This window comes from Bradyrhizobium sp. BR 10289, from assembly GCF_019455385.1.
Taxonomy (GTDB): Bacteria; Pseudomonadota; Alphaproteobacteria; order Rhizobiales; family Xanthobacteraceae; genus Bradyrhizobium.
This window is the reverse complement of sequence record NZ_JACOFR010000004.1, coordinates 354,636-377,324: the sequence shown is the minus strand read 5'-3', so window position 1 is coordinate 377,324 and position 22,689 is coordinate 354,636. Positions and strand designations below refer to the sequence as shown.

General features: G+C 66.0%; 17 protein-coding genes. 3 read left to right on the top strand and 14 right to left on the bottom strand.

All coding sequences use genetic code 11. The features are described from left to right. Positions 1–31: 31 nt before the first annotated feature. Both HYH08_RS10635 and HYH08_RS10630 read left to right on the top strand, forming a co-directional pair. Positions 32–1,486 (top strand): sensor histidine kinase, encoded by a 1,455-nt coding sequence (locus HYH08_RS10635; protein WP_220009723.1) that lies wholly within the window; start codon positions 32–34, stop codon positions 1,484–1,486. Further along, positions 1,483–4,452 carry a bifunctional [glutamine synthetase] adenylyltransferase/[glutamine synthetase]-adenylyl-L-tyrosine phosphorylase gene (locus HYH08_RS10630; protein ID WP_220009722.1) on the top strand — a complete coding sequence of 990 codons (2,970 nt, stop codon included), beginning with the start codon at positions 1,483–1,485 and terminating at the stop codon, positions 4,450–4,452. The genes HYH08_RS10635 and HYH08_RS10630 overlap by 4 nt, the downstream gene beginning before the upstream one ends. On the opposite strand, the gene HYH08_RS10625 is transcribed toward HYH08_RS10630, so the two are convergent. The 5 genes from HYH08_RS10625 to HYH08_RS10605 are packed head-to-tail and all read right to left on the bottom strand — an operon-like array spanning position 4,427 to position 10,422. Then, positions 4,427–4,663: a formate dehydrogenase subunit delta gene (locus tag HYH08_RS10625; protein WP_220009721.1), complete on the bottom strand. Its 237-nt coding sequence runs from the start codon at positions 4,661–4,663 to the stop codon at positions 4,427–4,429. The two genes, HYH08_RS10630 and HYH08_RS10625, sit on opposite strands and share 26 nt — an antisense overlap. Further along, entirely contained in the window at positions 4,650–5,480 is an 831-nt protein-coding gene (fdhD, locus tag HYH08_RS10620) for a formate dehydrogenase accessory sulfurtransferase FdhD (protein WP_220009720.1), read from the bottom strand. The genes HYH08_RS10625 and fdhD overlap by 14 nt, the downstream gene beginning before the upstream one ends. A 4-nt stretch (positions 5,481–5,484) precedes the next feature. Then, positions 5,485–8,358: a formate dehydrogenase subunit alpha gene (fdhF, locus tag HYH08_RS10615; protein WP_220009719.1), complete on the bottom strand. Its 2,874-nt coding sequence runs from the start codon at positions 8,356–8,358 to the stop codon at positions 5,485–5,487. A 10-nt stretch (positions 8,359–8,368) separates the two neighbouring features. Then, the gene (locus HYH08_RS10610; protein WP_220009718.1) at positions 8,369–9,925 is read right to left on the bottom strand and encodes a formate dehydrogenase beta subunit; all 1,557 of its coding nucleotides are present in this window, start codon (positions 9,923–9,925) and stop codon (positions 8,369–8,371) included. Then, positions 9,922–10,422: a formate dehydrogenase subunit gamma gene (locus tag HYH08_RS10605; RefSeq protein WP_220009717.1), complete on the bottom strand. Its 501-nt coding sequence runs from the start codon at positions 10,420–10,422 to the stop codon at positions 9,922–9,924. Before HYH08_RS10605 ends, HYH08_RS10610 begins: the two co-directional genes overlap by 4 nt. Before the next feature lie 223 nt (positions 10,423–10,645). On the opposite strand from HYH08_RS10605, the gene HYH08_RS10600 reads away from it, so the two are divergent. Beyond that, entirely contained in the window at positions 10,646–11,539 is an 894-nt protein-coding gene (locus tag HYH08_RS10600) for a LysR family transcriptional regulator (protein ID WP_220009716.1), read from the top strand. A gap of 26 nt (positions 11,540–11,565) precedes the next feature. On the opposite strand, the gene HYH08_RS10595 is transcribed toward HYH08_RS10600, so the two are convergent. The 9 genes from HYH08_RS10595 to HYH08_RS10555 all read right to left on the bottom strand — a co-directional run bounded on the left by HYH08_RS10595 (position 11,566) and on the right by HYH08_RS10555 (position 22,594). After that, entirely contained in the window at positions 11,566–13,896 is a 2,331-nt protein-coding gene (locus HYH08_RS10595) for a PAS domain-containing sensor histidine kinase (RefSeq protein ID WP_220009715.1), read from the bottom strand. Between the two features lie 225 nt (positions 13,897–14,121). Then, entirely contained in the window at positions 14,122–15,495 is a 1,374-nt protein-coding gene (locus tag HYH08_RS10590) for a cation-efflux pump (protein WP_220009714.1), read from the bottom strand. Between the two features lie 228 nt (positions 15,496–15,723). Beyond that, on the bottom strand, positions 15,724–16,692 hold the full coding sequence (locus HYH08_RS10585; RefSeq protein ID WP_220009713.1) for a zinc-binding dehydrogenase: 969 nt from the start codon (positions 16,690–16,692) through the stop codon (positions 15,724–15,726). A 25-nt stretch (positions 16,693–16,717) separates the two neighbouring features. Next, positions 16,718–17,713 (bottom strand): NAD(P)H-dependent flavin oxidoreductase, encoded by a 996-nt coding sequence (locus HYH08_RS10580; protein ID WP_220009712.1) that lies wholly within the window; start codon positions 17,711–17,713, stop codon positions 16,718–16,720. 317 nt (positions 17,714–18,030) lie between these two features. Then, positions 18,031–18,672, bottom strand: coding sequence for a hypothetical protein (locus HYH08_RS10575; protein WP_220009711.1), 642 nt, complete (start codon positions 18,670–18,672; stop codon positions 18,031–18,033). Between the two features lie 45 nt (positions 18,673–18,717). Next, positions 18,718–18,918 (bottom strand): hypothetical protein, encoded by a 201-nt coding sequence (locus tag HYH08_RS10570; protein ID WP_220009710.1) that lies wholly within the window; start codon positions 18,916–18,918, stop codon positions 18,718–18,720. Between the two features lie 173 nt (positions 18,919–19,091). Beyond that, positions 19,092–20,498, bottom strand: a complete 1,407-nt coding sequence (locus tag HYH08_RS10565) for a coiled-coil domain-containing protein (RefSeq protein ID WP_220009709.1) — start codon at positions 20,496–20,498, stop codon at positions 19,092–19,094. A 294-nt stretch (positions 20,499–20,792) separates the two neighbouring features. Continuing rightward, a complete protein-coding gene (locus HYH08_RS10560; protein ID WP_220009815.1) occupies positions 20,793–21,566 on the bottom strand; it encodes a fumarylacetoacetate hydrolase family protein in 774 nt (257 codons plus the stop codon). An 8-nt stretch (positions 21,567–21,574) separates the two neighbouring features. Continuing rightward, positions 21,575–22,594 carry a 2-dehydropantoate 2-reductase gene (locus HYH08_RS10555; protein WP_220009708.1) on the bottom strand — a complete coding sequence of 340 codons (1,020 nt, stop codon included), beginning with the start codon at positions 22,592–22,594 and terminating at the stop codon, positions 21,575–21,577. Between the last annotated feature and the right edge of the window lie 95 nt (positions 22,595–22,689).

The following is a 22,689-nucleotide window of genomic DNA, read 5'->3' as shown; positions in this document are numbered from 1 at the left end:
CTTGCCATTTCACCTGGGACCTACATGATCCGTGACGGCATTCGGTAAACTCGTCCGCACCACGGCATTCCGGCTGACGCTGGTCTACCTGTTCCTGTTTGCGATCTTCGCGGCCTCGCTGCTCGGCTATTTCGCCTGGAACACGCGGCGGCTGATCACCGAGGAGATCACGCAAACGGTCAACTCCGAGACCTCGGAGATCAACGAGATCTACGGGCGCGGCGGCATGTATCGCTTGGTGCGCGCGATCGAATATCGCGCGCTGCGGCCGGGCGCCAACCTTTACCTCGTGACCACGCCGACGGGCCAGGCGGTTGCCGGCAATGTCGGCTCGCTGGCGCCGGGCGTGATGGCGACGCGCGGCTGGTCGGAGACGGCCTACCGGCGGATCGAGGATGCCAACGAGCGCGACCACCGCGCGTTGGTGCGTGTCACCGAACTGGAGAACGGCTTTCGGCTTCTGATCGGCCGCGATCTCGACGAGCGGCGGCGCCTGTTCGGCATCGTCGCCAAGGCGGCGCAATGGTCGGTCCTGATCGTCGTGGTGCTTGGCCTCGGCGGCGGCATCTTCGTGGCGCGCCGTGTCCTGACGCGTATCGACGCCATGACCGGCACCACGCAGCGCATCATGGCCGGCGACCTCAGCGGGCGCCTGCCGGTCGGGCGCAGCGGCGACGAACTCGACCGCCTCGCGGAAAACCTCAACGCCATGCTGGAGCGCATCGAGGCACTGATGGCGGGGTTGAAGGAGGTCTCCGACAACATCGCCCACGATCTCAAGACGCCGCTGACGCGCCTGCGCAACCGCGCCGAGGAGGCGTTGGCGAAATCGGGCGGCGAGGCCGATTACCGCGCCGCGCTGGAGCGGACCATCGAGGAATCCGACGGCCTGATCCGCACCTTCAATGCGCTCTTGATGATCGCGCGCGCGGAGTCCGGGCAGGCGCGCGGCAACATGGACGATTTCGACGCCGCCGATGTTGCCAATGGCATCCACGAGCTCTACGAGCCGCTGGCCGAGGACGACGGCATGACGCTCAAGGTGAAGGCCGATCCGACGCCGATCCACGCCAACCGCGAATTGATCAGCCAGGCGCTCGCCAATCTGGTCGAGAACGCCATCAAATACGGCAAGCCGGTGACGCAGACCGGTGGGACCGTGGTGAGCATGGACGGCAGGCAGATCACGATCGAGGCGAGGCGCGAGGGCGACCAGGTGCTGCTCAGCGTCACCGATCGCGGCCCCGGCATCCCCGAGGCCGATCGCAAACATGCCGTCGAGCGGTTCGTGCGGCTCGAGGCCAGCCGCACGCTGCCGGGCTCCGGCCTCGGCCTCAGCCTCGCCTCCGCCGTTGCGACGCTCCATGGCGGGGAATTGCGGCTGGGTGATGCCCATCCCGGCCTCGTCGCCACGCTGGTGCTGCCGGCGCGCGCAGGCGACAGGGTTGCTCCGCCAATACCGGATGTGCCACAGAAGGTGGCATGAACCCCTCCGCGCCGGGAAACGCGGACAAGACTGGTGAGAGCCTGGCCGCGCGCTTTGCGGAGGCTCCCCATATTGCCGCTTCCACCACCGACGAACGACGCTTTGACAATTGGCTGGCCGAACTCGAGCCGGCTCAATCGGCCCGTTTGGAAGCGTTGCTGGTTCAGCCCTTCGCCCGGACTATCGTCGACGGAATCGCGGAATTCTCGCCCTATCTGTTCGATCTGGTGCGTGCCGATGCGCCGCGTCTGATCCGCTTGCTCGAATGCGATCCGGATCTGCATCTTGCGGCGCTGATCGCCGAGGCGAGGGACGCAGTGCTGGCGGCGGGCGACGAGGCGGAGGTGATGCGGCTGCTTCGCCGGATGAAGGCGGAGGCGGCGCTGCTGATCGCGCTGTGCGACATCGGCGGGGTCTGGCCGGTGATGCGGGTGACGGCGGCGCTGACCGACGTCGCGGTCTTCTCGGTGCAGGCGGCGCTCCAGTTCCTGCTGCGGCAGGAAGCCGCACGCGGCAAGATCCTGCCGCCCAATCCGGAGGCACCGGAAGAGGGCTGTGGGCTGATCGTGCTCGCGATGGGCAAGATGGGGGCGGGCGAGCTGAACTATTCCAGCGACATCGACCTCATCGTGTTCTTCGATCCCGACAACACGACGCTGGCACCCGACATCGAGCCGCAGCCGTTCTTCGTCCGCGTCACGCAGGGCATGGCGCGCATCCTCCAGCAGCGCACCTATGACGGCTACGTCTTCCGCGTCGATCTGCGGTTGCGTCCCGATCCGTCCTCGACCCAGGTTGCGATCTCTCGCGTCGCTGCTTTGCATTATTACGAGCGGGAAGGGCGCACCTGGGAGCGTGCCGCGATGATCAAGGCGCGCGCCTGCGCCGGCGATGCGAGGGCGGGCGAGGCGCTGCTGGCCGAGATCGCGCCGTTCGTCTGGCGCAAGCATCTCGATTTCGCCGCGCTTGCCGACGTCCATGACATGAAGCGGCAGATGCAGACCTATCGCGGCCAGAGCGAGGTCGCGGTCGAGGGCCACAACGTCAAGGTCGGCCGCGGCGGCATCCGCGAGATCGAGTTCTTTGCGCAGACCCAGCAGCTGATCGCCGGCGGCCGCCATCCGGAATTGCGGGTGCGGCCAACGCTCGCTGCGCTGGGTGTGCTCGCCAGCAGCAACTGGATCACCTCCGCGGCGCGCGACGAGCTGACCGTCGCCTATGAATTCCTGCGCCGGGTCGAGCATCGCCTCCAGATGGTCGCGGACGAGCAGACCCATGCACTGCCTGATGACAAGGACGCGGTCGAGCGCTTCGCCCGCTTCTTCGGCTATCCCGATCGCGAAGCCTTCGCGCGCGACCTGCTGCGCCAGCTCGAGATTGTGCAGGGCCATTACGAAAAGCTGTTCGAGGGCGACGATCCCACCGGCACCGCGAAACTGCCCGCGCTCGATTACGGTGCGGGTCCCGACGATCCGCGCCTGCTGCAGCATCTGGCGACGCTCGGCTTCAAGAAGCCCGCCGCGGTCGCACAGACCGTGCGCGACTGGATCACAGGCGATTATCGCGTGTTCCGCAATGAGGCGACGCGCAGCGCCTTCATCGAATTTGTGCCGGCCCTGATCGACGGCCTTGCGCATGCCGAGGAGCCGGACCGCGCGGTGGTGTCGTTCGATCATTTCCTCGGCGCGCTCCAGCGCGGCGGCCGGCTGATCACGCTGCTCGGCCAGAACCGCGATCTCGTCGCGCTGGTGGCGCTGGTGCTGGGCGCGGCGCCCCGGTTAGGCGAGATGCTGGCGCGGCAGCCGCAGCTGATGGACGGCCTGATCGATCCGCGCTTCTTCGGCGCGATGCCTGACAGGCAGGAATTGTCGGCAAGACTTGCGGCGACGGTGCAGGACGCGGCCTCCTACGAGGAATTCCTCGATCGCCTGCGCCTGTTCGGGCAGGAGAGCCTGTTTCTGATCGGCACGCGTATTCTCTCCGGCACGGTCTCGGCGCAGCAGGCGAGCACGGCCTTTGCCGACGTCGCGGAAGGCATCGTCCACACCGTGCATGGCCTCGTCGCCGATCGCTTTGCCGCCCAGCATGGCCGCATCAAGGGGCAGGAGACCGCAATCATCGCGATGGGCCGGCTCGGCAGCCGCGAGATGACCGCGTCATCCGATCTCGACCTGATCCTGCTCTACGATTTCGACGGGGACAATCCAGACTCGGATGGAGCGAAGTCGCTGCACGGCGCACATTATTTCGCCCGCTTCACCCAGCGCCTGATCAGCGCCTTCACGACGCGCACCAATTACGGCGTGCTCTACGAGATCGACATGCGGCTGCGTCCGTCGGGGCGCGCCGGCCCCGTCGCCTCGAGCCTGGCCTCCTTCTCGGACTATCAGGCCAATGAGGCCTGGACCTGGGAACACATGGCGCTGACGCGCGCACGCGTGGTGTCATCGTCGGCTGAATTCCGCGATCAGATCGAGCGCGTCATTCGCGACGTGCTGACCCGCCGCCGCGATCCCGTCATCATCGCCAACGACGTCGCCGACATGCGCGGCGCGATCGCGCAGGAGAAGGGCGAGACCGACACCTGGGATCTCAAATACGCCGCCGGCGGGATGATCGACATCGACTTCATCGCGCAATATCTCCAGCTCGTGCACGCCCATGCCAAGCCCGACATTCTCGACGTCAGCACGCTCCAGGTGCTGGAGAACGCATGCCGGCTCGGGGTGCTCGCGCAGCCGGAAACCGAGATCCTGCGCGCCGCAGCGCGGCTCTATCACGATCTGACGCAGATCCTGCGGCTCTGCGTCAGCGACCGCTTCAAGCCCGAGACCGCCGGCACCGATCTGTTGCGCGTCATGGCGCGCGCCGGCGACGCGCCGGATTTCTCGTCGCTGGAGGCACGCGTGAAGGAGACGCAAGGCGAGGTGCGGCGCGTTTTCAAGGCGCTGCTGGAAGGGAAATAGTCTGCTTCAGCGAGGCGATCGCCTCGCGCACGTTCGGCTCGAGGCCAGCACCGCCCGCGTCGAGATGGGCGAAGATCGCGCGCTTCATCCGGGGGTCCCAGAACTTCCTGATGTGGTCGGCGATTCCAGGCACGGCCTTGTCGCGGCCCTGGCTGCGGAAGAACAGGCCGATCTGGTTGGCCATGTAGACGAGGCGGTCAGGCGACGACATCGATGATCTCCTGGGCACGACGGGCCGCAACGCGGCCCGGTCGCGTGAACACTTCAAACCCGTCGCTGCGGGCGATCGCGATCAGCGTGATGCCGGCCGCCTCCGCGGTGCGCACCGCGAGCGCGGTGGGGGCGGAGACCGCGACCATCACAGGTGCGCCGATGGCGGCGGTCTTCTGCACCATCTCGACCGAGACCCGGCTGGTCAGCAGCACCATGCCGGCGCTGGCATCGGTGCGGCTGCGCGCCAGCGCGCCAGCGAGCTTGTCGAGCGCATTGTGGCGGCCGACATCCTCGCGCAGGGCCAGGATGCCATTCGACGGCGACCAGAAGGCTGCGGCGTGGACCGCGCGGGTCTGCATGTTGATCGATTGCAGCGGTGCGATCGCCTGCATTGCCGTCATGATCTGCTGCGGCGTGAACGATTGTCCCTGCGGTACGACGGCCGCGGGCCGCACCGCCTCCGCGATGGAGTCGATGCCGCAGATGCCGCAGCCGGTCGGGCCCGCGATGTGGCGGCGGCGCTCGCTGATGCGCGCGGCGTCTTCGGGGGCCAGCCACATGCGCAGCTCGATGCCGTCATCGAGGCGCACCACATCGAGCGACTTGATGTCGTCGACGGTTTTGATGATGCCTTCGTCCAGGCTGAAGCCGACGGCGAAATCCTCGAGGTTCTGCGGCGTTCCCATCATGACGGCATAGGTGCCGCCATTATAGGTCAGCGCGAGCGGCGTCTCCTCGGGAATCAGCCGCGCGCCCTCGGAGGCTGCGCCGTCGCGCCAGATCTCGCGGTCGATGGCATGGACCGGCACGTGCATGCCGCTACTCCGCAGCCTCGGCCGGCACGATGCGGCGGGAGTGCCGCGCCTGCTCGTCATAGGCCTTCTGCCAGTCGGAGGGGCCGTTCGACGGCGAGATCTGCACCGCCGTGACCTTGTATTCGGGGCAGTTGGTGGCCCAGTCCGAATAGTCGGTCGTGATCACGTTGGCCTGCGTGTCCGGATGATGGAAAGTGGTGTAGACGACACCCGGCGACACCCGATCGGTGATCTCCGCGCGCAGGGTGGTCTCGCCGGCGCGGCTTGCCAGCCGCACCCAGTCGCCGTCGCGCACGCCGCGCTGCTCGGCGTCGTGCGGATGGATCTCGAGGCGATCCTCGGCATGCCAGACCACGTTGTCGGTGCGGCGCGTCTGCGCGCCGACATTGTACTGGCTGAGGATGCGGCCCGTGGTGAGCAGCAGCGGGAAGCGAGGCCCGGTGCGCTCGTCGGTCGCGACATATTCGGTGACGATGAACTTGCCCTTGCCGCGGACGAAGCCGTCGATATGCATCACCGGCGTGCCCTCCGGCGCCTTCTCGTTGCAGGGCCACTGCACCGAGCCGAGCTCGTCGAGCTTGGCGTAGGAGACGCCGGCGAAGGTCGGCGTCAGCGCCGCGATCTCGTCCATGATCTCGGAAGGGTGGCTGTAGTTCATCTCGAAGCCCATCGCCTTGGCAAGGCCGATGGTGACCTCCCAGTCGGCCATGCCGTTTTTCGGCGATATCACCTTGCGGACGCGCTGAATGCGGCGTTCGGCGTTGGTGAAGGTGCCGTCCTTCTCGAGGAAGCTCGAGCCGGGCAGGAAGACGTGAGCGTAGTTCGCTGTTTCGTTCAGGAAGAGGTCGTGGACGATGACGCATTCCATCGCCGACAGCGCCGCCACCACGTGCTTGGTGTTGGGATCGGACTGCAGGATGTCCTCACCCTGCACGTAGAGGCCCATGAACGTGCCTTCGATCGCGGCGTCGAACATGTTGGGAATGCGCAGGCCCGGCTCCGGGTTGAGCTTGACGTTCCAGAGCGCCTCGAACTGGTCGCGCACGGCATCGCCGGAGATGTGGCGATAGCCCGGCAGCTCGTGCGGGAACGAGCCCATGTCGCAGGAGCCTTGAACGTTGTTCTGGCCGCGCAGCGGGTTCACGCCGACGCCGGGACGGCCGACATTGCCGGTCGCCATCGCGAGGTTCGCGATCGCGATCACCGTGGTCGAGCCCTGGCTGTGCTCGGTGACGCCGAGCCCGTAATAGATCGCGCCGTTGCCGCCGGTGGCGTAGATGCGGGCGGCTTCGCGCAACAGCTTCGGATCGACGCCGGTGAGGATGGCGGTCGCTTCCGGGCTGTGCTTCGCCTGCGCGACGAAAGCCGCCCATTCCTCGAACTCGCTCCAGTCGCAGCGCTCGCGCACGAAGGCTTCGTTGACGAGGCCCTCGGTGACGATGACATGCGCCAGCGCGGTGACGACGGCGACGTTGGTGCCGGGCATCAAGGGCAGATGCAGCGCCTTCACATGCGGCGATTCCACCATCTCGGTGCGGCGCGGATCGATCACGATCAGCTTTGCGCCCTGGCGCAGCCGCTTCTTCAGGCGGGAGGCGAACACCGGGTGGGCGGAGGCGGGGTTGGCGCCGATGATCACGGCGACGTCGGTGTGTTCGACCGAGTCGAAATCCTGGGTGCCGGCCGAGGTACCAAACGTCTGCGACAGGCCATAGCCGGTCGGCGAATGGCAGACGCGGGCGCAGGTATCGACATTGTTGTTGCCGAAGCCGGCACGGATCAGCTTCTGCACCAGATAGGTTTCTTCGTTGGTGCAGCGGGATGAGGTGATGCCGCCGATGGCATCGCGCCCGTACTTCTGCTGGATGCCGCGCATCTTCGCCGCGGCGAACGAGAACGCCTCGTCCCAGGACACCTCTCTCCAGGGATCCTCGATCCGCTCACGGATCATCGGCTTCAGGATCCGTTCCTTGTGATTGGTGTAACCCCAGGCGAAGCGGCCCTTGACGCAGGAATGGCCGCGATTGGCCTTGCCGTCCTTGTACGGCACCATGCGCACGACTTCCTCGCCGCGCATCTCCGCCTTGAAGGCGCAGCCGACACCGCAATAGGCGCAGGTGGTCACGACCGAATGCTCGGGCTGGCCGATTTCGATCACCGACTTCTCCGTCAGCGTCGCGGTCGGACAGGCCTGCACGCAGGCGCCGCAGGAGACGCATTCGGAGCCGAGGAAGCTCTCGCTCATGCCCGGCGAGACGCGGCTGTCAAAACCGCGACCGGAGATCGTCAGCGCAAATGTGCCTTGCACTTCCTCGCAGGCGCGGACGCAGCGCGAGCAGACGATGCATTTGGAGGGATCATAGGTGAAGTACGGGTTGGACTCGTCCTTCGGCATCCAGGCGGCGTTGACCTCGCCGTTGGATTTCGCAAACACGTGGTTCTCGCCCTCATAGCCGTAGCGAACTTCGCGCAAGCCCACAGCACCGGCCATGTCCTGCAACTCGCAGTCGCCATTGGCGCCGCAGGTGAGGCAGTCGAGCGGATGGTCGGAGATGTAGAGCTCCATCACGCCCTTGCGCAGCCGCTTCAGCCGTTCGCTCTGGGTGTGGACCACGAGGCCGTTCATGACCGGCGTGGTGCAGGAGGCCGGCGTGCCGGCGCGGCCCTCGATCTCGACGACGCAGAGCCGGCAGGAGCCGAACGCATCGACCATGTCGGTCGCGCAGAGTTTCGGGATCTGATGACCCGCATCCATCGCGGCGCGCATGATCGAGGTACCCTCGGGCACCGTGACCTCGTTGCCGTCGATGGTCAGCGTGACCATCGTGGTCGATTTGGAGCGCGGCGTGCCGTAGTCGATTTCTTCGATCAGTGACATCGTCGTTCTCCTATTCCGCGGCCTGAAGCGTCGTCGGGGCGGGAACAAAGTCCTCCCGGAAGTGCTTCAATGCGCTGAGCACGGGGTAGGGCGTGAAGCCGCCAAGTGCGCAGAGCGAGCCAAATTTCATGGTGTTGCAGAGGTCTTCGACGAGCGCGAGGTTTTCGGCCACGCGTTCGCCGCGGATGATCTTCTCGATGGTCTCGACGCCGCGGGTCGAGCCGATGCGGCAAGGCGTGCACTTGCCGCAGGACTCGATGGCGCAGAACTCCATCGCGAACCGCGCCTGCCTGCGCATGTCGACGCTGTCGTCGAACACGACGATGCCGCCATGGCCGATCAGGCCGTCGCGCGCCGCGAACGCCTCGTAGTCGAACGGCGTGTCGAACAGGGCACGGGGGAAGTAGGCGCCGAGCGGGCCGCCGACTTGCACCGCACGAACCGGCCGGCCGGTAAAAGTGCCGCCGCCGATATCGTCGACGAGTTCGCCCAGCGTCACGCCGAACGCGGTCTCGAACAGCCCGCCATGGCGGATGTTGCCCGCAAGCTGGATCGGCATCGTGCCGCGCGAACGGCCCGTGCCGAAATCCGCATAGGCCTTGGCGCCTTCGGCGAGGATGAAGGGGATGGCGGCGAATGACAGCACGTTGTTGATGACGGTCGGCTTGCCGAACAAGCCGTGATGCGCGGGAAGCGGGGGCTTGGCGCGCACGAGGCCGCGGCGGCCTTCGAGGCTTTCCAGCAGCGAGGTCTCCTCGCCGCAGACATAAGCGCCGGCGCCGACGCGCACTTCCATGTCGAAGCTATAGGCCGAGCCGCCGATCTTGTCGCCGAGATAACCGCCGCGCCGCGCGGCCTTGATCGCGGCATTCATCGCTTCGACCGCATGCGGATATTCGCTGCGGATGTAGATGTAGCCCTTGGTGGCGCCGACGGTGATGCCTGATATCGTCATGCCTTCGATCACCAGGAAGGGATCGCCTTCCATGATCATTCGGTCGGCGAACGTGCCGCTGTCGCCTTCGTCGGCATTGCAGACGATGAACTTGCGGTCGGCCTTGGTCTGCGCGACGGTCTTCCACTTGATGCCGGTCGGAAAGCCCGCGCCGCCGCGGCCGCGGAGGCCTGATGCGGTGACTTCCGCCAAAATCGCGTCCGGGCCGAGCGAGAGTGCGCGCTCAAAACCCTTGTAGCCGCCATGGGCGCGGTAGTCGTCGAGCGAGCGCGGGTCGATCACGCCGCAGCGGGCGAAGGTGACGCGGGTCTGGCGCTTCAGCCAGGGGATCTCGTCGGTGGCGCCGACGCGCAGCAGATGCGGCGTGTTGCTGGCGAGCGCGTCGAGCAGGGAGGGCACGTCGGTTTCGGTGACGGGGCCGAAGGCGATTCGGCCCTGCGGCGTTGCGACCTCGACCAGCGGCTCCAGCCAGTACATGCCGCGCGAGCCGGTCCTGACGATCTCGACCTTGATGCCGCGCGTGGCCGCGGCCGCCTCCAGCGCCAATGCAACCTCGTCGGCGCCCACGGCCACCGCACCTGCGTCGCGCGAGACGAAGATCCGCATGTTCATCGCTGCGCCTCCGCGACCAGCGCGTCGATGCGCTTCTCGTCGAGCCGGCCGATGAGGCGGCCATCCAACATCGCGGACGGCGCGGTCGCGCACAGGCCGAGGCAGTAGATCGGCTCCAGCGTGACGCGATCATCCGCTGTCGTGTTGCCGAGCGAAATACCGAGCTTCGCTTCGGCCCGCGCAGCCAGCGCATCGCCGCCGGCGGCCTGGCAGGCCTCGGCGCGGCATAGCTTCAGCACGTGGCGGCCCGCCGGCTTGTGGCGGAAATCATGGTAGAAGGTGAAGACGCCGTGCACCTCGGCGCGCGACAGGTTGAGCGCCTGCGCCACCATGGGAATGGCGGCCTCCGGCACGTAACCAAACGCCTCCTGAAGAGCATGCAGGATGACCAGCGTCGCGCCCTCCTGGCTGGCATGTTCGGCGATGATCTCGGCGCCGCGCGTCTCGTCCCAAGACTCGTATGAAGGTTCGTACGAAGGCTCAAAAACCGCTGTCATTCTTTGTTCTCAACCAGAGCGTCCCTGGCGCCAAACTATTTGGAATCATTCGAAGATCAATAAAGCTGTCTCATGCTGCGATTGCGGATTCTGATCGATTGACGAAGCCGATGGATCGATATGAAATCGCAATCGAGGCCGTTCTGCTTGCCGGTTTTTCCGTGTTGGTAACGACCTGCCGTGCTAGCTTGCATGCCAGAAGAGAATTCGAGGGGACGACCGCTTGATCGACAAGCTTGAACTGCTGCTGGCGCTGGCGAAGGAGCGGCATTTCGGACGCGCGGCCGAGGTCTGCGGCGTGACGCAACCGACCATGTCGACCGGGCTGAAGCAGCTCGAGGAGATCCTCGGCGTGATGCTGGTCCAGCGCGGATCGCGCTTTCAGGGTTTTACGCCGGAGGGCGAGCGGGCGCTGGATTGGGCGCGGCGGATCGTGGGCGACGCGCGCGCCATGCGCGATGAGATCAACGGGCTGAAGCACCAGCTCTCCGGCGAGATCCGCATCGCGGCGATCCCGACCGTGCTTGGCATGGTCGCCCAGCTGACGACGCCGTTCCGCGCGAGGCATCCCGAGGTGCGCTTCCGCATCCAGTCGACGACGTCATCGGAGGTGCTGGGGCTGCTCGAAAATCTGGAGGTCGATGCGGGGCTGACCTATATCGAGAACGAGCCGATCGGCAAGGTGCGCACCATTCCGCTCTACAACGAGAGCTATCGCCTGCTCACCGCGCCGGATGCGATGTTCGGCGACCGCGACACGGTGACGTGGAAGGAGGTCGGGCAGGTGCCGCTGTGCCTGCTGACGCCCGACATGCAGAATCGCCGCATCATCGATCGCGCGCTGCGCTCGGTCGGCGCGGAGGCGACGCCGACCCTGACCTCGAACTCGCTGCTGGTACTGTTCACGCATGTGAAGACCGGCCGCTGGGCGAGCGTGATGCCGGCCAAGCTCGCCGAGACCCTCGGCCTCTCCGACACGGTGCGCTCGATCCCGATCACCGATCCCGATGTCAATTACAGCATCGGCCTGGTGATCCCGCAGCGCGATCCCATGACGCCGCTGATCGCGGCGCTGGTCAACGTCGCGCGGGAAGTCGCGCCGTCGCTGCAGTCGTAAGGACCGAAGCGTTTTCGAACGAAGCTCTACGCCGCCGCCGAGATCCCCGCCGCCGCCTTGATCGCGTCGCGCGGCAGGGTGACGCGGACGACGGTGCCGACGTCGATCTTCGAGCGCAGCTTCATCGAGCCGCCGTGGAGCTGGGCCAGCGAGCGGGCGATGGCAAGGCCGAGGCCCGAGCCGTGATAGGTCTTGGTGAGCTGGCTCTCGACCTGCTCGAACGGGCGGCCGAGCCGTGACAGCGAATGCGGGGCGATGCCGATGCCGGTGTCGGCGATCATCAGCACGACCCTGTCCTCGAGCTGCCGGCTGCGCACCACGATGCGGCCGCCGTCGGGCGTGAACTTCACCGCATTGGAGAGCAGGTTGACGATGATCTGCTTGGTGGCGCGGCGGTCGGCGACGACGGAGATCGATGTCTCGATGTCGGCGTCGAGGGTCAGGTGCTTGTCCTCGGCGCGGCCTGAGACGACCCGCAGGGATTCCGCCAGCGTCCGCGCGAGGTCGAGCTCCTCCATGTCGAGCTTCATGCGGCCGGCCTCGATCTTGGACATGTCGAGGATGTCGTTGATGACTTCGAGGAGGTAGTGCCCGCTGGTCAGGATGTCCTGGCAATATTCCTGGTACTTCTCGCTTCCGAGCTCCCCGAACATGCCCGAGCCCATGATCTCGGAGAAGCCGATGATGGCGTTGAGCGGCGTGCGCAGCTCGTGGCTCATATTGGCGAGGAATTTCGACTTGGTCTGGTTGGCTTCCTCGGCACGGGTCTTCTCGCGCTGGTACTTTTCGGCGAGATCGGCGAGCTCGTTGGTCTGGCGCTCCAGCGCGGCCTGCGAGCGCTTGAGGTCGATGACCGTGGCGCGCAGGCGCAGATCGTTGTCGACCAGCTTCTGCTCGTGCTCCTTGATGCGGGTGATGTCGGTGCCGACCGAGACGTAGCCGCCGTCCTTGGTGCGGCGCTCGCTGATGTGCAGCCAGCTACCGTCGTCGAGCTGCGCCTCGAAGGTGCGGGCGCCCGGGCCTTGAACGCCGGTCTCGTTGTGGCGGGTGCGCACCTCCGGCATGCGACCGACTTCCAGAACGGTCTCGTAGGACGTGCCGGGAATGACGGCGCTGTCGGGCAGCTTGTGCAGGCGCTGGAAGTGCGAGTTGCAGAGCACGAGGCGGTCGCTGGCGTCCCACAGCACGAAGGCTTCCGGGATGGTCTCGATCGCGTCGCGCAGGCGAAGGTCGGCTTCGACGCTGCGCTCGGCGAGGCTCTTCTGCTCGGTGATGTCGACGGCGATGCCGATCAGGTGCACGCTGGAATCGGTCGCCCCGCGCGTCTTCTCGCAGCGGACGCGCAGCCAGATCCAGTGGCCGTCGACATGCTGCATCCGGAAGGTCTGGTCGATGTGGTCGATCTTCTCGGAGATCAGCCGGTCGGCGATCTCGAACAGGTCGATGTCGTCGGACTTCACCAGCGCGTTGACCTCGCCGAAAGTGAGGAGCTCGTTGCGGCCGTCGAGGCCGAGCATCGAGAACATCGACTGCGACCAGAAAATGCGCCCGCGCGACAGGTCCCAGTCCCACAGGCCGCAGCGGCCGCGGTTCAGCGCGGTGTCGATCCGGCCGCGCACGGCGTCGTTGATGAGGTCGCCCTCGCGGGCGCGGGTCGACTGCCAGTGGAAGGCGAAGCCGAGGATCAGGACGACGAAGCCCGTGGTCGCCGACAGCGTCACCGAGAGCGCGGCGTCCGAGCCCCAGATCGGCTCGTTGCGCTCCTGGATCACCGTGACGAAGCCGGGCAGTGACTTGATCTGCCGCGAGGTCGCCATCGCGGCGTTGCCGTTCGGCAAGGTCATGTCGGAGATGTTGTTGTCGCGCGGCGGCGCGGCCAGCAGCTGCGCCGTGGTGATGGCATCGAGCAGGCGGTCGTTGCCGGCAGGATCGTTGTCGATCGGGATGCGGGCGAGGATGCGGCGGTCGACACCGGCCGAGGTGACGATGACGTGGCGGCCGTTGGCCGTGCCCCAGGACGGGAGCAGGTCGGGCAGCAGCGTCGGCAGGTTTTCGATGTTCCTGAGCCGCTCCTGCCGCATCGAGGTCAGGCGGTCGATGCGCTCGGCGAGCAGATCGGCCAGCGCCGAGATGTCGTGCCGGATCACGAGGCGCTTCTGGCGCGTCTGATCGACGACCTGCACGAAGGCGCCGAGGCAGATCGTGATCAGGAACGCGATGATGAGCGTCGGCACGGCGCGGCGCAACGCCGGCTCCGCGATCAGGAGCCGATGATAGGCAGGTTTCGCGATCGATTGCGCCAATCCCTTGATCGAATCGGATTGGACGCACGCGTTCGCGGCGTCTGCACGCGACATGCCTTCGGCCCCCTGAAAACCAGCTTACGAGTAGTTTCGAAAGCAGCCCCACATCGCTTTCGAATCACACCGATTTGAATCCACTTTGCGCAGGCTGTCGAGAGTCAACGAAACGTTAACGCGAAATTATTCTTATCCAACGGAGAGTTCGCAAGCTCGGCGCCCGTAAATCGCCGTGCACAATGAGTCCGAAACGAGAACGTGTGATCGCTCGCACGTTCCCTGTCACGCGCGCGGCGGTTCGGCGTGGCTGATGACGCGTTTCACGCTCGGGAACGCGCGGCGCAATCGGCGCTCGATCGCATCGACATGCTCGTGCACCTTGATCACGCTCATCGACGGCGTGGCGCGGCAATGGAAATTGACGATCTCGCCGGCATCGGTGTTGCGGACACGGACATTGTGGATGTCGTGGATCTCGCCGCCGGCGGCATAGTCGGTCAGCGCGGCCGCGATGGTTTGCACCCTCTCCGGCGCGGCGTCGACGCCGAACGGCAGTTCCGGTTCCAGAGGCTCGATATGGACGTCGACCTCGACATCCTCGCCGAATTCCTCCCGGATATTGCGCTCCAGCGTGTTGGCGACGTCATGGGCGGCGTCGAGCCGCATGTCGGCGTCGACCTCGAGATCGATGCTGACGGTTAGCTTGCCCCCGAGATCGTGCACGGTGACGTGGTGGATCGCGAGGCCCGAATTGCGGGAGATCACCATGATGCGGTCGCGCACGGTCTCGTTGTCGCGGGCGACGGGGACCGCGGTGAAGGAGAGGTCGGCATCGCCGAACGACTTGCTGACGGCGCTTTCCGCGTTGCGCTTGATGCCCTCGACGCGGTCGATCGGATAGGTCCTGGGTACCTTGACGATGGCGTCGATGAAGGTGGTCGCCCCGACCATGCGCACGCGCAGGCGCTCGACATCGATCACGCCGGGGACGCTGCGGATCGCGGCGGTGGCCTTGTCCTGGGCGCCTTCCGGGGCGCGGTCGACCAGTGTCTGCACGGTCGAGCCGGCCATGCGCAGGCCGAGCAGTGCGATCATGACGGCGACCGCCGCGGCTGCGGCGGCGTCGCCCCACCAGAAGCCGAGGGCGGCCAGGATCAGGCCGATGATCACGGCGAAGGAGCCCATCACGTCGGAGGCGAAATGCAGCGCATCGGCGGCGAGCGCCTGGCTCCGCGTTTCCTTGGCAGCCTTGTGCAAGGCGCGGGCGCGCCAGAAATTCACGGCGATGTCGGTCACCAGCACCACGAACGGTACGGCCGAGATGGTCGGCGGCGCGGTTCCCTCGCGCAGCCGGCTGTAGGATTCGACCAGGATGCCACCGGCCAGCACGTAGAGCAGGGCGGTGACGCCGAGCGCGGAGATGCTCTCCAGCTTGCCGTGGCCGTAATGGTGCTCGTCGTCGGCCGGCTTGTCGGACACCCGCACCACCGCCCAGGTGATGATGGTCGCCACCAGGTCGATCGAGGAGTGCAGGGCTTCCGAGATCAGCGCGAGTGAGCCGATCGCGATCCCGACCACAAACTTGGCCGCCGCCATGCCGCCGCTGGCGAAGATCGAAATGGCCGCGACCGAGGTTTTGCTGTGCTGTGCGCTCATGGCCGGGGTGTAGCAGGCCACCGGTGAACATCAAGCGGCGATCCACAGAAGTCGTCGCAAGTGAGTTGAAGAAGCTATTGCGAATGCTTCCGAATTGAAGGCGCCACGCGCTCAGTGCCGTAGGGTGGGCAAAGGCGCGTTAGCGCCGTGCCCACGTTCCTGCGCGATGAATACAGATCGTGGGCACGCTTCGCTTTGCCCACCCTACGGGACCGTCGCTTTGGTCCCCTACAGCGTCACCACGATCTTCCCCAGGTGCTTGTTCGCCTCCATGTGCTCGAACGCCTTGTCGATGTCGTCGAACGCAAACACCTTGTCGATCGGTAGTTGCAGTTTTCGCGACTCCACGGCGCCCCAGATGTCCTTGCGGACCTCCTCAAAAATCTCGCGGACCTCCTCGATGCTGCGGGTGCGGAAGGTGACGCCGATATAGGAGATGCGGCGCGCGGCATGGAGGTCAAAGTTGAAGTCGGCATGGGTGCCGCCGAGCCGGCCGACATTGACGATGCGGCCGAGGATCTTGGTGGCCGCGAGGTTCTGGTTGGCAACCTTGCCTGAGACCTGGTCGACGATGAGGTCGACGCCTTCGCCGTTCGTCGCCTTCAGCACCTCATCCACCCATTTGGGATCGGAGGAATCGACCGCGAGGTCGGCGCCGTATTCCTTGAGCCGGCCGCGCCGATACGCATCGGTCGACGAGCCGATCACCAGCCTGGCGCCCTTGAGCTTTGCGATCTGCATCGCCATCAGGCCGACGCCGGAGCTGGCGCCCTGGATCAGCACGCTCTGGCCCGGCTGCACGCCGCCGACGGTGACGACCGCATTGTGCATGGTCGCGAGTGCGACGGGCAAGGTGGCGGCCTCCTCGAAATTCATGTTCGAAGGCGCGCGAAACAGCCGCCCATGGTCGGCCAGCGTATATTCCGCGAACGCCGCGCCGCCCGATCCCATGATGCGATCGCCAACCTTGACGCCCGTCGCGTCCGGCCCGAGCTCGGCGACTTCGCCGGCCCATTCCATGCCGAGCACCGTGCCGACGCCGCCGGCTGCGCCATGCGCGTGGCCCTTGCGCATGCCGGTGTCAGCGCGATTGAGTCCGCATGCGCGCACGCGAACCAGCACCTGTGTGCCTTTTGGTTTTGGTTGAGCGACGTCGGAAATCCGAGCGCCGCCAGGACCGTAGACGTAAGCCTTCATTTGTTGCTCTCGCTTCTTGCGGTGACTATTCCGCCGCTTCACGTTGCGGCTGAACGATCATTCCTTCCAGCCGGCTGCGGATGATCGCCTCGGCCTCGCGTACGATGCGGGAGATGAGCTCGCCGCAGCTCGGGATGTCCTGGATCAGGCCCTGCACCTGGCCGGCCGACCAGATGCCCTCGTCCGAATTGCCTGTGGCATAGACCATCTTGCCACGGGCGCCGGCAACGAGCTCGCGGATGTCCTCGAACTTGGCGCCTTCCTTCTCCATGGCGACGACCCTGGTCGAGATCTCGTTCTTGGCCACGCGCGAGGTGTTGCGCATGGTGCGGAAGATCAGCTCGGTCTCGCGCTCGTCATTGGCGACGATCTTCTCCTTGATCAGCTGGTGGATCGGGCTCTCCTTGGTCGCCATGAAGCGGGTGCCCATGTTGATACCCTCGGCGCCGAGCGCCAGCGCCGCCACCAAGCCGCGCGCATCGGCAAAGCCGCCGGAGGCGATCATGGGAATCTTGACCTTGTTGGCGGCCGCCGGGATCAGGATCAGGCCGGGCGTGTCGTCCTCGCCGGGGTGGCCGGCGCATTCGAAACCGTCGATCGAGATGGCGTCGACCCCCATCCGCTCGGCCGACAGCGCATGGCGGACGCTGGTGCATTTGTGCACGACCTTGACGCCGTGCTTCCTAAACTCGTCGACATGCTCCTGCGGCTTATTGCCGGCGGTCTCGACCACCTTGATGCCGGCCTCGATGATGGCGGCGCGGTACTCGGCATAAGGCGGCGGCTTGATCGCGGGCAGGATGGTGAGGTTGACGCCAAACGGCTTGTCGGTGAGGTCGCGGCAGCGCGCGATCTCCTTGGTCAGGTCTTCGGGTGTCGGCTGGGTCAGCGCCGTGATGAAGCCGAGCGCGCCGGCATTGGCAACGGCCGCGACCAACTCCGCCCGCCCGACCCATTGCATGCCGCCCTGGACGATCGGGTGCTCGACGCCGACGAGTTTTGTGAACCGTGTCTGCAGCATGATGTTTCCCCCCGGGCGGCCCGCAGGCTCTGTTGTCGGTTGATGGGGCGGAGGATGCCGCCGGGGCTGGGAAATGTCTATTGTGCCGCCGTGCGGTGCAGGCGGGGCGATCATGCGGGGAGCGAGGGGATTCCGCGGGGCGGATAATTGGTGTGCGCCGCTGCCCGATGGGCCAAGGTCTTTCCTCAAACGCCGTCGTCATACCCCGCGAAAGCGGGGTATCCAGTACGCCGCGGCTTCTCTGAATTACGGCGCTGCCTCTGGAATACTGGATTGCCCGCTTTCGCGGGCAATGACACCGAGGATGGAGCGAACGCCTACTCCGCCGACAGCCGCACCATCTGCTTGCCGCCGTTCATTTCCTTGAGGCGGTTGACGAAGTTTTCCGGGCGCTGCCAGCGGTTGGGGACCTCGAGGCCCATGAACTCGGCGATGTCGCCGATGAAGCCGGTGCAGTTGGCGGTCTCGGCATTCCAGACCGGCGAGTTCGCCTGCAATTTCTTGATATAGGCGAACACGCGCTTGGCGTCGGCTTCGTTGAGGTACACGCGATAGCTCGCGGTGAGATACTCAGGATCGAGATCGCCGTAGCTCGCGCCGGTCTCGGATGGCACGAAGGTGATGTGACCCAGTACGTAAGCGAGCGTATCGCCGGCCGGCGTCAGGCCCGCGACCTCGACCGCCTTCTCGCTGGTCTTGCCGTACCAGACGAAGGCATGGCCCCAACTCGCCGCCGTGCGGGCGCGGAAGTCGACATAGTACGGACCTTTCTCCGCGCGCGCGACGGTGCGCCGCGACTGCGGTGCCGATCGTGATGCGGTGTCGGTCGTGGCAAGCGCGTTGGCGTCGGCCAGGCGCTTGTTCGCCTCATAGCCAGAAGCCGAGGGGATCGTGCACGCGAACATGGCCGCAAGTGCAAGCCCTGCGAGAATGCAGGTTCGGTCAGGTCTGTTGGTCACGCTGTGCCCCCTCGACTGTCGGCTGCCGTCGCGAGACTCTGCGTCTCAGTAGCGCGCCGCGACCGGGCCGGGCGCCTTGCCGATCGGGGCCTTGCCAACCGGGCTCTTGCCAATCGGCATCTTGCCGATCGGAGCCTGCTCGGAATAGACCGGCACGGGCTGGCGGCGCGGCAGATCCGCAGCGTTCGCAGCCGTCACCAGAGCAAGCGTGGCACCCAGAACAAATACAATCTTCTTCACGTTCATACCCCTAGAAGGTTAGGTCCAAGCACGGCCATGCCGTGCCCCCAGACACGCCTCCCAAATGGGCGGCCGAATGCGACCAAGTTGCGGCACCCTCGCGACATGTTGGCGGCATTGATCGGACCGCGCGCAGATGTGATGTGTCCGGATGTTTCGGGTGGCGGAGCCCGCGGCCTTCACCCGATCCGGTTCAGACTATTCCGGATCGTCGAGAAGATGCCGCCGATGTCCTTGCGCAAGGCATCGAGTGCGTTGAAATTGTCGAAGATCCTGGCGAGGCGGTCTTCCACCTCGCGCTTGCTCCTGGTCAGCGCCTCGACGCGCGAGGCCAGCGTGACGCCCGCGTTCGCCTCGATCTCGCCGACGGTTTTGGCGAGGAGATCGCGGGTGGTGCTGACCTCCGCGATCATGGCTTCGATGCCGAACACGGGAGCCCTGAGCGGGACGAGGTCGGCCTGCGATTTCGACAGCTCCGCCTTGAAGGCGTTCAGGGTCGTCAGCGTCTCCTGCAGCGCGCCGAGGCGCTGGCGCGACTGCAGCACGAAATCGTTCAGCGCGTTCTGGCGCTCGGCGAGGGTCTTGCCGTCGGGATCGGTCTCGATCTCCGCGATCGCGCGTTCGAGCAGAGCCTGGCGCTGGCCGAGCTCCTCGAAGTCGAGCCTGATGGCTTTGAGGATGTTGAAGCTGTCATCGATGCGGGCGAGGCGCTGCTCGATCTCGAGCTTGTTCTTCGACAGCGTCTCGACACGGGCACCGAGCGGCGCCTCGCCGCCGGTGTCGAGTTCGTCGATGCTCTTGGCGAGGCGGTCATGGCTGAGGCCGAGCTCGCCGATCAGGGCGTTGATGCCGGCATCGGCCGAGCGCAGCGGCTCCAGCTCGGCATGCGATTTCGCCAGGTCTTCCTTGTACTGGTTGAGCGTCGCAAACGTCGTCTGGACCGCGTTCACCCGCGACAGCAGTGTCGAGATGTCACCCGCGATCGTCTTGAGACGGTCGGCGAGGTTGTTCTTGCGGTCGTCGGTTTCGAGGTCGTGCAGCGACCGCTCGAGCTGGTTCTGGCGGTCGCGGATCTCGGTGAAGATGGGCTCGACCGCGCGGCGCTGGTCGGCGACCTTGCCGACCATCTCGCGCACGCTCTGCTGGCGGCGGCGGATTTCGGCGAGCTGGTCGTGCATGTCGGTGGATTCATTTCGGCCCTGCTGCAGCAGCGCGCGCTGCTCGGTCTCGCCAAGCTTGTCGTGCAGAGCGGAGACGGCTTCCCTGGGGTCGCTCTCGATCAAATGCTGGACGGTGGCATCGAGGTGGTTCTGCAGGGCGTGGGCGACGACGACGTCCTCGCGGGTCTTTTTGAGGCGGTCGCGCAGCGTGTTCAGGCGCCGGTCCTGCCGCGACAGGCGCCATGCGGTTGCGCCGACCAGCGCCAGTGATACGGCGAGGAGCGCGCCGGCGGTGATCCGCTGCGGCATAGGCAGGCCCGCGAACCAGACGGGCAGGTGACCGACATCGTAACCGAACGCCTGCTGGGCGAAGACCGCGATGACCGCCAATAGGCCGAACCAGGCAACCAGGAAGAGCAGCCACATCGTGAATTCCTCACGCCGGCACACATTTTCGCCATGATTGCGAAGTGCGGAACCAAGCGCAAGGGGTGCAGGGGCCTGTGAGCCGCTTCCGGCAGCGTGATCCACGATTGATTGCGTCGGCCCGATCGGCGCAGCGGCGCGGGAGGTGCCGGGTTTTCCCGGGGCGGCGGCCAAGTTCTCGCTGTCATTCAGGGGCGGCGCAAAGCGCCGAGCCCGGAATCCATCGGGCGGCAGATTCGGTCGAGGAATGGATTCCGGTTTCGCGCTGCGGGCGCCCCGGAATGACAGCGAGCACTATAGCCGAAATTCGTTAGTGAGCTCACCGATGCCGTCGATCGCGACGGTCACCGTATTCACCGGCTCCTTCATCACGCCGACGCCCACTGAAGTGCCGACCGCGATCAGGTCGCCGGGCAGCAGCGTCATGTCGTGGGAGATTTTGCTGACCAGCTGCTGCGCCGAAAAGATCATGTCCGAGATCGGATAGTTCTGCCGCTCGGCGCCGTTGAGGATGGTGCGCACAACCAGCTTGGCCGGATCGAGGCCGGTCGCGATGACCGGGCCGAACGGGCCGTAATCGTCGATGCCCTTGGCCCGCGCCCATTGCGGGAAGGTCGGATCGCTGGTGAGGATGTCGTTGGCGGTGATGTCGTTGACGCAGGTGTAGCCGAAGATGAAGCTGTCCGCTTCATCAGGCGAGACGCGGGCGCAGGTCTTGCCGATGACGATGCCGAGCTCGCCCTCATAGGTGGTCTTGCCGTCGTAATAAGAGGGGCGGCGGATCACGGCGCCCGGTGCCGTGATGCTGGTGGTGGCTTTCAGCAGATAGAGCGGCTCCGGAGGCTCGGGCTGGTTGAGCTTGGCGGCGAGCGCGTGGAAATTATTCCAGAGCGCGACGATCTTGCTGGGCGCGCAGGGCGCCAGCAGCTCGACCTCCGAAAGCGCCAGGGTCTTGCCGGTCGCCGCATTGCGGCCGAACATTTCGCCGTCATGCACGCTGATGCCCGACGCTGTCAGCGTGCCGAAGCCGGTCGCGCCATGATGCCGGAAGCGGAGCCATTTGGTCATTTCGGTCATCACGCCACCGCCAGTGCGCGCGGATCCGACGGCGCCGAGATGCCGTCATACAGGCCTGCGATGCGGGCGCGCTGGGTCACCATGGCCAGCACCGAATCGAGCGCGGGCGTAGGAATGCCGGTGAGGCGGCCCATCTCCTGCACCACGGTGACGAGCGGATCGATCTCCATCGGCCGGCCGCGCTCGAGATCCTGCAGCATCGAGGTCTTGTGCGCGCCGACCTTGCGGGCGCCCTCGATGCGGCGCTCGACATCGACGCGGAATTTGACGCCGAAGGTTTCGGCGATGGCTTGCGTCTCCACCATGATCGCGCGCGACAGCGCGCGGGTGGCGGGATCGGTGCAGATCACGTCGAGGGTTGCATGGGTCAGCGCGCTGATCGGATTGAAGCAGACATTGCCCCACAGCTTCAGCCAGATCTCATCGCGGATGCGGTCGAGCACCGGCGCCTTCAGCCCGGCCGCGACGAAGAGGTCGGCGAGGCGCTGTACGTCGCTCGTGATCTCGCCCGAGGGCTCGCCGAGCGGGAAATTGTTGCCATAGACGTGGCGGATCACGCCGGGCGCCTCGATCTCGGTGGCGGGATAGACGATGCAGCCGATGGCGCGCTCGGGGCCGATCTCGCGCCATTGCCGTCCGCCGGGATCGATGCTCTCCAGCGTCGAATTCTCATATTGGCCGCCATGCTTGTAGAAATACCAATAGGGGATGCCGTTGACGGCGGTGACGATGCGGGTGTGGGGGCCCAGCAGCGGCTGCATCTTCTCGATCACGCCGGTGATCGAATGCGCCTTCAGCGTGACGATGACATAGTCCTGCACGCCGAGCTCGGCGGGATCGTCGGTGCAGCGCGGATGCACGATGTGCCTCTCGTCGCCCGCGAGCAGCGTCAGGCCCTTCTCGCGCATCGCGGCCAGATGCGCGCCGCGTGCGACGAGGCTGACGTCGGCGCCAGCGCGCGCGAGCTGGACCCCGAGATATCCGCCGATCGCGCCGGCGCCGTAGATGCAGATCTTCATGAAATCCTCGCGAGCAGAGACCGGATTTTGGGACGAAAGATCCGGTCCGGCGCGAACAGGTTCGAGCCGGGGCCGGTCGTCGCAGGGGACGTGAG